Source organism: Mesorhizobium sp. M7A.F.Ca.CA.002.05.1.1 (genome assembly GCF_003998335.1).
GTDB lineage: Bacteria > Pseudomonadota > Alphaproteobacteria > Rhizobiales > Rhizobiaceae > Mesorhizobium.
On record NZ_RZQI01000154.1, the window covers coordinates 1 to 9,275 of the forward strand.

Annotated in this window: 10 protein-coding genes; 5 read left to right on the forward strand and 5 right to left on the reverse strand. The window is 61.8% G+C overall.

Going from position 1 to position 9,275, the window contains the following annotated elements; translation table 11 throughout:
- A partial coding sequence (locus EN939_RS10635; protein ID WP_164750939.1) for an NAD(P)/FAD-dependent oxidoreductase occupies positions 1-1,573 on the reverse strand: 1,573 nt, incomplete at its 3' end.
- 242 nt (positions 1,574-1,815) lie between these two features.
- Between EN939_RS10635 and EN939_RS10640 the strand changes: the two genes are divergently transcribed.
- Positions 1,816-3,300, forward strand: coding sequence for an esterase-like activity of phytase family protein (locus EN939_RS10640; RefSeq protein ID WP_127267976.1), 1,485 nt, complete (start codon positions 1,816-1,818; stop codon positions 3,298-3,300).
- 98 nt (positions 3,301-3,398) lie between these two features.
- Here EN939_RS10640 and EN939_RS10645 read toward each other — a convergent pair whose 3' ends face one another.
- Positions 3,399-4,133 (reverse strand): hypothetical protein, encoded by a 735-nt coding sequence (locus tag EN939_RS10645; RefSeq protein WP_127267977.1) that lies wholly within the window; start codon positions 4,131-4,133, stop codon positions 3,399-3,401.
- A 282-nt stretch (positions 4,134-4,415) separates the two neighbouring features.
- Here EN939_RS10645 and EN939_RS10650 point away from each other — a divergent pair, with 282 nt between their 5' ends.
- From EN939_RS10650 to EN939_RS10660, 3 genes are all read left to right on the forward strand, one after another.
- A complete protein-coding gene (locus EN939_RS10650; RefSeq protein ID WP_164748915.1) occupies positions 4,416-5,162 on the forward strand; it encodes a helix-turn-helix transcriptional regulator in 747 nt (248 codons plus the stop codon).
- A 127-nt stretch (positions 5,163-5,289) separates the two neighbouring features.
- Entirely contained in the window at positions 5,290-5,493 is a 204-nt protein-coding gene (locus EN939_RS10655; protein WP_127267979.1) for a hypothetical protein, read from the forward strand.
- Positions 5,490-5,669 (forward strand): hypothetical protein, encoded by a 180-nt coding sequence (locus EN939_RS10660; RefSeq protein ID WP_127267980.1) that lies wholly within the window; start codon positions 5,490-5,492, stop codon positions 5,667-5,669. The genes EN939_RS10655 and EN939_RS10660 overlap by 4 nt, the downstream gene beginning before the upstream one ends.
- Positions 5,670-5,808: 139 nt before the next feature.
- On the opposite strand, the gene EN939_RS10665 is transcribed toward EN939_RS10660, so the two are convergent.
- The gene (locus EN939_RS10665; RefSeq protein WP_127267981.1) at positions 5,809-6,594 is read right to left on the reverse strand and encodes a L,D-transpeptidase; all 786 of its coding nucleotides are present in this window, start codon (positions 6,592-6,594) and stop codon (positions 5,809-5,811) included.
- 170 nt (positions 6,595-6,764) lie between these two features.
- On the opposite strand from EN939_RS10665, the gene EN939_RS10670 reads away from it, so the two are divergent.
- Entirely contained in the window at positions 6,765-8,237 is a 1,473-nt protein-coding gene (locus EN939_RS10670) for an MATE family efflux transporter (protein WP_127267982.1), read from the forward strand.
- A gap of 85 nt (positions 8,238-8,322) precedes the next feature.
- Here the strand turns inward: EN939_RS10670 and EN939_RS10675 are convergent, their stop codons facing one another.
- Together EN939_RS10675 and EN939_RS10680 are read right to left on the reverse strand one after the other, a co-directional pair.
- Complete coding sequence (locus EN939_RS10675) at positions 8,323-8,721, reverse strand: SH3 domain-containing protein (RefSeq protein ID WP_127267983.1); 399 nt, start codon at positions 8,719-8,721, stop codon at positions 8,323-8,325.
- 261 nt (positions 8,722-8,982) lie between these two features.
- Positions 8,983-9,267 (reverse strand): hypothetical protein, encoded by a 285-nt coding sequence (locus tag EN939_RS10680; RefSeq protein ID WP_127267984.1) that lies wholly within the window; start codon positions 9,265-9,267, stop codon positions 8,983-8,985.
- Positions 9,268-9,275 lie beyond the last annotated feature (8 nt).

Sequence of the window (9,275 nt, forward strand, 5' to 3'; positions counted from 1 at the left end):
CGTCATGACCGAGCATCGGCGCCAGGCCGGCCCGCCCCGGCTTCGGCAGCCTGCAGGCGAGCAGCCGGTCGAGCCAGGCTTCCGCACCTGGCCCCGCCACCGCATAGCGCGAATAGGCCGAGATATCGACGAGACCGGCGGCGCGCCGCACCTGCAGCGCCTCGTCGCCGACGATGTCGAAGGCGTTGGAGCGCCGCAGCGTCGTGTTCTCGGCAAATTCCATCGGCGCGAAATAGGCCGGGATTTCCAGTCCCCAGGAAGCCGTCCATTCGCATCCCGCCGCGCTCATGCCGTCATAGGCACCCGGACGTTTCAGCGGCCGGCCGGCGGGCAGTCGTTCATTGGGAAAGGTCATCACGAAGCGGCGCGAATAGAACTGGCGCGTCGTCTGCCTGAGATATTCCCGGTTGGCGGCGAAGGCGCCGTAGCGAGCGATGTCCATGCCGAAGATGTCGGCCTGCGGTTCGCCGAAAATCATCCACTCGGCCAGCGACTTGCCGACGCCGCCGCCCTGGCTGAAGCCGGCCATGACGCCGCAGGCAACCCAGTAGTTCCTCAGCCCGCGCACCGGCCCGACAATCGGATTGCCGTCCGGCGTGAAGGTGAAGGCGCCGTTGACCCATTTGCGGATGCCGGCCGTCGCCAGGCAAGGAAAGCGCTCATGCGCCTTGGCGAGTTCGGGGCTGATGCGGTCGATGTCTTCCGGGATCAGCTCGATGCCGTAGTCCCACGGCGCGCCATCCATGTTCCAGTGCTTCGGGTTCTGCTCGTAAACGCCGAGCAGCACGCCCTTGCGCTCCTGCCTGAGATACGAAAAGCCGTCGAGATCGACGGCGATGCCGATTTCCCTGTCCAGCGCCGCGATCTCGGGAATGTCCTCAGTGATGAAATAATGGTGCTCCATCGGCGTCACCGGCAGGTCGATGCCGGCCATGCGGCCGAGCTGCTTTGCCCACAGCCCGCCGGCATTGACGACATGCTCGGCGATAATGGTGCCCTGCTCCGTGACGACATCCCAGCGACCGTCGGCGCGCGGCTTCAACTCGACCACCCGGTTGCGCAGGATGATGTCGGCGCCGCGCTTTTTTGCAGCGCCGGCATAGGCGTGCGTCGTGCCGTACGGGTCGAGGTGCCCCTCGTTGGAATCATGCAGGCCGCCTAGCACGCCGGTGACGTCGACGATCGGGCAGATCGCCTTGATCTCGTCGGGCGTGACAAGGCGCGCGGTCTCGATGCCGACCGACTGAAACACCGCCCAGGCCGATTTCAGCCACTCCCAGCGCGCGGGATCGCTGGCGATGTTGACGCCGCCCGTCATGTGCAGGCCGATATCCCAGCCGGATTCGGCCGCGATCTCGCGGTAGAGATTGATGGTGTAGTCCTGCAGCGCCGCCACGTTGGGGTCGGCGTTGAGCGCATGGAAGCCTGCCGCCGCGTGCCAGGTCGAACCGGCTGTCAGTTCGGCGCGCTCGATCAGCGCCACATCGCTCCAGCCAAATCGCGTCAGGTGGTAGAGCACCGAGGCCCCGACCACGCCACCCCCGATGACGACTGCGCGGTAGTGCGACTTCAAGGCTTCCCCTCCACGGTTAGTCCGAAGGCTGGATCATATATGCACTGGACATAAGTGTCCAGTGCCGCGCGCGCATCGTTTTTCGTCGACCGCCGGCATGCACTGCGCGCTGTCACGCAAGCATCATGTTCGCGCCGTAGACCGCGTTTCGGGGAGGCTTGCGCGGCATCATCGATGTCGCACCTCTTTCAGTTTTTCGTCCCGCGGCCGCTCCGGCACATCCGTCACAAAGAGGATTATCCATGAAACACCTGTATCGAACCGCGTCGCTCGGCGTCGCGCTGGCCTTGTTCACCGCCTTGACGCCGGCGCTCGCCGACAGCACCGCGACCGTCGGCGGCACGAGCTTTGTCAACAAAGGGCTGGTCGGCGTCGGCCGCATCCCGGCCGCTCAGCGCGACAAGTTCGGCGAGACGTTTGGTTCGGGCTCGGGCATGTCGATCGACACATCAGGCTGGACGCATGAGGCCGCCGGCTACAAAGGTTCGCTCTGGCTGCTGCCGGATCGCGGCTACAATGTCGTCGGTACCACCGACTACCGGCCGCGCCTCAACACCGTCGCCATCGAGTTTACCCCGGTGGCACCAGGTGCGGCACCTGCTGCCGGCCAGCAGCAGACCGGCGTCAAGGCAACGCTCGCCGACACCATGCTTCTCACCGACGACAAGGGGGCTGATGCCACAGGCCTGGATCCGCTCAACGGCGTGCGCGCGGCAAGCGGCGACATGCCGATCCTGCCGCAAGCCGACAATGGCAAGCTGGCGCTCGACAACGAGGCGATCGTGCGACTGCCCGATGGTTCGATGTTCATCTCCGACGAATACGGCCCGAACATCTATCGGTTTTCCGCCGACGGGCATCTGCTGTCGGCAACCCAGCCACCGGCTGCGCTGGTGCCGATGCGCCACGGCACGCCGAACTTCGCCTCGGACAATCCGGGACCCGGTGCCGCCGAGCCCGATCCGAAGGATCCCGACACCGGCCGCCAGAACAATCAAGGCCTCGAAGGCATGGCGATGACGCCCGACGGCAAGTTCCTGATCGCCGTGCTGCAGTCGGCGGCCAGGCAGGACGGCGGCGATTCCGGCTCGACCCGCCAGAACACCAGGGCGCTGGTCTATGACACGTCCGACCTCGCCCATCTCAAATTGGCGCACGAATATGTCGTGCCGCTGCCGGTGTTCAAGGATGCCAAGGGCAAGACCAAGGTCGCCGCGCAGAGCGAGATCGTGGCACTCTCCGACAAGAGCTTCCTGATGCTGGCGCGCGACAGCGGCAACGGCCAGGGCCTGAAGGGCGACGCCTCGCTCTATCGCCAGGTCAACGTCGTCGACCTATCCACCGCGACCGACATCGCCGGCGGCGCCTTCGACGGCGCTGACAGGCCGGTCGCCCCCAAAGGCGTCGTCGACCCATCGGTGACACCGGCCAAGCTGACGCCATTCATCGACATCAACGACAGTGCCGAGCTCGGCCGCTTCGGCCTGCACAATGGCGCGCCCAATGACCAGGATAACCTGTCCGAGAAGTGGGAGGCGATGTCGGTGGTCAGCGTGCTCGATGCGAAGCTGCCCGACGACTACTTCCTGTTCGTCGCCAACGACAACGACTTCCTCGCCCAGGACGGTTTTCAGGTCGGCGCGCCCTACAAGGCCGAAGACGGCGCCAATGTCGACACCATGTTCCTAGTCTATCAGGTCACGCTGCCGGGTTTGGCCAAGAAGTAACGACCACTGCACGGACGGGCGCGCTTGGCGCGTCCGCCTGGATGGCACCATCAACCAAAAGGCCCGCTCCCGGAAACGGTAGAGCGGGCCTCCTACTTTTACGCGAGTTTTGGTTTTCCACTCAGGTATATTTTCTTGTAAGCCTCGAAAACCGTCTCTAGATCGAATTTATCTTCCAACGCTGGAACAAGATTCAGAAGAGACTTCATTCCTGACAGCAAAGAGAACGCCAGGATCGAGGCCGCCTCCTCAAGTTCGCTTTCGGTGATCGACGGTTCGATCTTCAGCTCAATCCAACCAGGTCGAATTTCATGGAGATGTCGAACGAGCGAGGTCCAGGTCACATGCGCCGCGTCAGCGGATATTTCCCGGTAGACATGGGTCTGCCTGGGAAAGGGCGTCTGTATGTCGGAAATTTGGAACCTCCCCTTTGCCCCGGCACTTCTCCTCAAGAACTCTTGCAAGTGCTTTTCCGCTTCTTTTGCAAGCTTTCCTCTGCCGTTCGCCATGAATTTCTTGGCACGTGATCGCCGACTGACCTCGTCGTCAGATCGCAAGAGATCGATGTATCCGTCCTCGGTCTCAGCCAGAAACAAATGCACCGAGCATTCGATCGCTGAGCGGCAGCTCGATCGAAATGCCAAATCTCTGCCAGCATCAACTAGAACTAATGCCGACTGCGTTTCGGAAAGCAGCCGAGCCAAGAGTGCCAGCGCTGCAGACTTTCTTTCAGCGTGCTCAGCGTCACACAAGTCGATCTTGTCGAGTTCCAACACATCGACGCTTCCTAGAAATTCGCCAAACCAATCGCGCCAAACCTTGCGTATTGGCATAGCCGTCCCCATCCCCATCTGCGGCACTAGCATAACCACATCGTGCCTTGCCTCTCATAGCTTGAGTTGCAGCAACCGGCCAACACATAGCAGGTTCATCCGAACGCCCCGTAGAATCCGCGTGCAGACAAAGCGACCTGATTGAGTCGCGCACAAGCCGCACTGAAATCTTGCGTCACAGTGAGGCTGTCGCAAAGCGACTTTCTCGATGGGCACGCCTGTCGCTACCATGGCGTAGCACTGTCGCTCGATGAATGAGATAGTAGCGACATGGAAAAGCAAATGACGATGTCGAACGGCGCCAAAATCAGGGAACTGCGGGAAGCGGCCGGCATGACCCAGGACAAGCTGGCCGCTATGAGCCGAGTCGACAGACGTACCGTCCAGCGTGCCGAGCAAGGAACACGGCTGCAGATGGAGACTCTGTCGAGCCTGGCTGCTGCACTGGGCGTGCTTGTCGCCAACATTATCGTCAACGGCGCCCGCCACGAAGACATCGACAATCTCGACGCAAAGAGCCTTGTGGTACTAAATCGGATCAGGTCCGGCATGATGTTGATGAATATTGTGCGTGACAGCTATGAGGGAACGATCTCGTGCGAAGCTGAGCCGACATCAGAGAACATCGAGGCCCTGTCAGCGGTCATCACGAAGCTCGAGTCGCTTATGCCTCAGCCTTGGGAACGGCCGCATCAGCGACTGTCATTTCCGCTGTCGGAAAGATTGAAGGCGGCAGTGGAGGTAGGCGAGCAGCTCAGACAACTCGAAGGATGGGGAATCGCTTTTTATGCGGGCACCTACACCGCCCGGACTCAAGTTCCGACGTGGGATGGTGATCACGGTGAAATGTTCATCTCCAGCCGGACCCCGTACGAGCTGGTCACTATCTGTCGCGTGATTGTAGCCCATTCCGGCCAGGGCGACCGGATCACGACTAAGGCCAATGACATCTTTGTCCCAACAAAGCCGCTCTCGGACGCGTCGACCGAAAACGACAAGAAGCCTTTGGACGACGAGATACCTTTTTAGTTCCAATCTAGCTGAGCTGGATTGAGGTATCATCAAACCTGGGACATCCACGAGCTCTCTCAAGCGCTAACGGCGGCGTAATACGAAATTAGGAAATGATTAACCAACACAGTCTATGGTCTCAGGCATGACGAAGAAAATCGTATCCTTTCGGCTCTCGGCACACGAGATCGAGCTCATCGAGAAAAGCGCGCGAAGATTCAAAGTGAGCCGTTCACAGGCTCTCAGCGCGGCCATTCGAGCGTTCGATCACAACTATATGGCCGAAGACGAAACGTTTGTTCAGCGCACTCCCTGGTGGTTCGAATCCCTTGACGGTGACACAAGATGAGCAAGCTGGATCCGAATAAACTTATGATGGTTCTCGCGGTGATCACCCTCGTGGTTATTGCCGCGATGTCGGGATACCGGCTGCAGATCGGCCCGAGCGGACTGACATTTGAGCACAGCGGAGATGCCGATGCTGCTGCAAACTCGAAGCTGATCTCTCCGCCTCCATCCCATTGAGGAATGCAGCCGGCTCTTTGGAGCAAGATAGCTTATCCTCCCTCGGAAAGGTTCGGTCTTGGAGGGGTAGTGTACTGACCGCACGTCGGTGTTTGTCGAATGGTGAGCTGCTTCGCCGCAGTCCACAATTCGTGCAGACTTACTGCAACATCTCCGCGTCCCTCGGCACGCCCGCGTCGATCGGCTCGGCGGTTCTGCTCGACACGGCCATGATCTTGCCGGCAGCCGACAGGTTGGGACGCACGAAGACCTGGGCGGGGCCGTTGACGCGGCTGTAAAGGTCAATGATGTCCTGGTTCATGAAGCGCACACAGCCCGACGATGCGTTCTTGCCGATGGAATCCCACTCCGGCGTGCCGTGCAGTCGGTACATCGTGTCCTTGCCATCGCGGAACAGATACAGCGCGCGGGCGCCCAGCGGGCTCTGCGGGCCGGGCGGCATGCCGTCCTTGTATTTCGCCAATTCCGGCCGGCGCTGGATCATTTCCGGTGGCGGCGTCCAGACCGGCCACTTCTTCCTCGCCTGGACCACGGCGCTGCCGGTCCATCCGAAACCGGCTTTGCCAAGGCTGACGCCATAGCGGATAGCTGTGCCGCCGTCGCGCACCAGATAGAGGAAGTGCTCAGACGTATCGACGACAATCGTGCCGGGTTTCTCTCCGGTCGGGTCAGTCACGATCTGGCGCACGAACTTCGGATCGACCTTGGCGACCGGGATTGCCGGCAGTTGATAGCCCTCGTCGACACGCGCCGCATACATGCTCGCGGCATCGCCGAAAGCCGGATCGCTCGGCGGTGCTGCAACCGGCGGCGGCGGCGCCATGTCTGTTGTGGTGCACGCCGAAAGAGCCAGGGCACCCAAGGCGGATGCACCGAGGAACGCGCGCCTGTTCAGGCGCTCAAAAAATAGCGGAATATCGGACATGACCCCCCCGGCTTATCCAAGAACTGTAGGAATGCGGCCCCACGCATCGAGGATCAATATCCCATTCCGGAAGCTTTGAGAACATGATTAGATCACGGCATGACCTGTCCCGTTGAATCGGCAATCATCGCGCACGCGACTTGAAACGAACCTTCGCCGAGCTGCCCGCCATGGACGAAAAAAATCCCCCGCGCCGGCGCACCGGCGACCTGACCAGCGGCCCGATCCCGCGCACGCTTCTGCTGTTCGCCCTGCCGGTGCTCGGCTCCAACGTGCTCCAGTCGCTCAACGGTTCGATCAACGCCGTCTGGGTCGGCCGTTTCCTCGGCGAATCGGCGTTGACCGCCACCTCCAACGCCAACCTCGTCCTGTTCCTGATCCTCGGCACCGTGTTCGGCATCGGCATGGCGGCCACCATCCTGGTGGCCCAGTCGGTCGGTGCCCGCGACCTGCCCGAGGCGCGCCGCATCGTCGGCACCAGCGCGACGTTCTTCTTCCTCGTTTCTGTTATCCTCGCGGTCTGCGGCTGGATCTGGGTCGACGCCATTCTCAACACGCTCGGCACACCGGCCGATGCCTTGCCGCTCGCCCGCTCCTATCTGCGCATCATCTTCGTCGCCGTGCCGATGATGAACCTTCTGTCCTTCGTCATGACCGTGCTGCGCGGTGCCGGCGATTCACGCACGCCCTTCTTCTTCATGGCTCTGGCCGTCGTCCTCGACATCGTGCTCAACCAATTGCTCATCCGCGGCATCGGACCGTTTCCCGAACTCGGCATCGCGGGCTCCGCCACGTCCACGCTGATCGGCCAGACGGTAAGCGTGATCGCCATCCTGATCGTGCTCTATGTGCGCAGGCATCCGCTGCGGCTGGCCGGCGCCAACCTCGCCCTGCTGCGGCCCGATCCCACCTTGCTTCGCATCGTCGTCGTCAAGGGCGTGCCGATGGGTCTGCAGATGATCGTCATTTCGGCGGCGGCACTGACGGTGATGGGCATCGTCAATTCCTACGGCTCACAGGTCGCCGCCGCCTACGGCATCGCCGCCCAGCTGTGGACCTATATCCAGATGCCGGCGCTCGCCATCGGCGCCGCGGTGTCCTCGATGGCGGCGCAAAATGTCGGCGCCGGGCGCTGGGACCGGATCGGCCGCATCGCCGCCTCCGGTGTCGGCTTCAACCTGGTCCTGACCGGCGCACTGGTTGCAGTGCTGTCGGTTTTCGACCGTTCGGTGCTGAGCCTGTTCCTGAGCAGCGACAGCGCGGCGATCGACATCGCCGTCCACATTAACAATGTCGCCTCGTGGTCGTTCATTCTGTTCGGCATAACCATCGTGCTGTTTGCCACCGTACGAGCCACGGGTGCCGTGATGCCGCCGTTGATCATCCTGGTCATTTCGGTGCTGGTCGTGCGCACCGGCTTCGCCTATTTCATGCGTGGCGTGATCGGCGAGGAAGCGCTGTGGTGGAGTTTCCCGGTGGGTTCGATCAGCTCGCTTGTACTGGCGGCGGCCTACTACCGTTTCGGCCGCTGGCGCACCACGCACATGATCGAGAACAGACCGGCAGCCGGCGAGCCGCCGGACACCGGTCTTGGCGTGCCACGCGGACGCGCGCATCTTTCGCCTGAAACACCGAACGGCTGAAGTACCCGTCAGGCCATGGACATGGCGGCAGGGCCGCAATTGATTTGCCGCACTGCCCGTCACGCCAGACCCGGCGCAAATGAACCTATTTGCAGGAGAAGCCGGGCGCGATCTTGCACTTGCCGGGACGTGGCCTGTGCGGCCGATGGTGCGGAGGACGGTGCGGCTTGTGCCAGTGTGGCGGCCGATGCGGCGGACGCACGATGATGATTGGCGGGCGAACGATTTGGGAGCGTTCGAGATAGCCGGAGCTGGCCCAGCCGCTCACGCCGCCGCCATGGATTCTGCACCAGCCCGGCTGGCAGCCGGTGACATTGACCCTGAAGCCGCCGGGCAGCGTTCCGACCCTGGCATATCCCGCTCCCGGCCCGCTACGGACATTAAGATTGGTCGTGGTGTGGGCGCTGTAAGCGAAGGCTGCGGCGGACGTCCCGAAGACCGCGGCCATTATGGTCGCGAACACAAGCAGAAAACGCAATCTCATCAGTCCCTCCATTCGAATCCGGCCGTTCATCTGCTTCGGCCAAGACTGCCCTGCAAGAGGGAGCGGCCAAGCCAAGAAAAGTCAACAGGTGGGCGGCGTAACCGTTCTGGCCAGCGGGACTGATGCCGGATTTTTCTTGGACATGGTTGAGGAATTTCCCGGTTGCCGCCTATTGCTCTTCAACACCCGCTGACGTTTACTGTCTTTCGACAATCACCGCGGGCAAAGGTGGATCCATGGGCAAAGGCAGGGTCGAGGCATTCACCGACGGCGCATCGCTTTCAGTTTTTCCGCCACCGATGCGGCAAGGTCGGCATAGCGCTCCTCCAGCCGTTCCGCGGCCTTGATGATCGAGAAATCATGGCCGAACTTTTCCAGCGCCATACGCAGCTTCTCGACGAACTCGGCTTGTTTCTCCAGGGCGGAAAAGAGCGTCCTCACCTGCGTTTCGCTGATGTCGGGGTTGGCCAGCATCTGCGGCACCTCGCGGCCCATCTGGTCGCCAATGGCGGTCTGTTCTTTCAGGATTGCAACCCAGTCCGTCAATCAGGAAA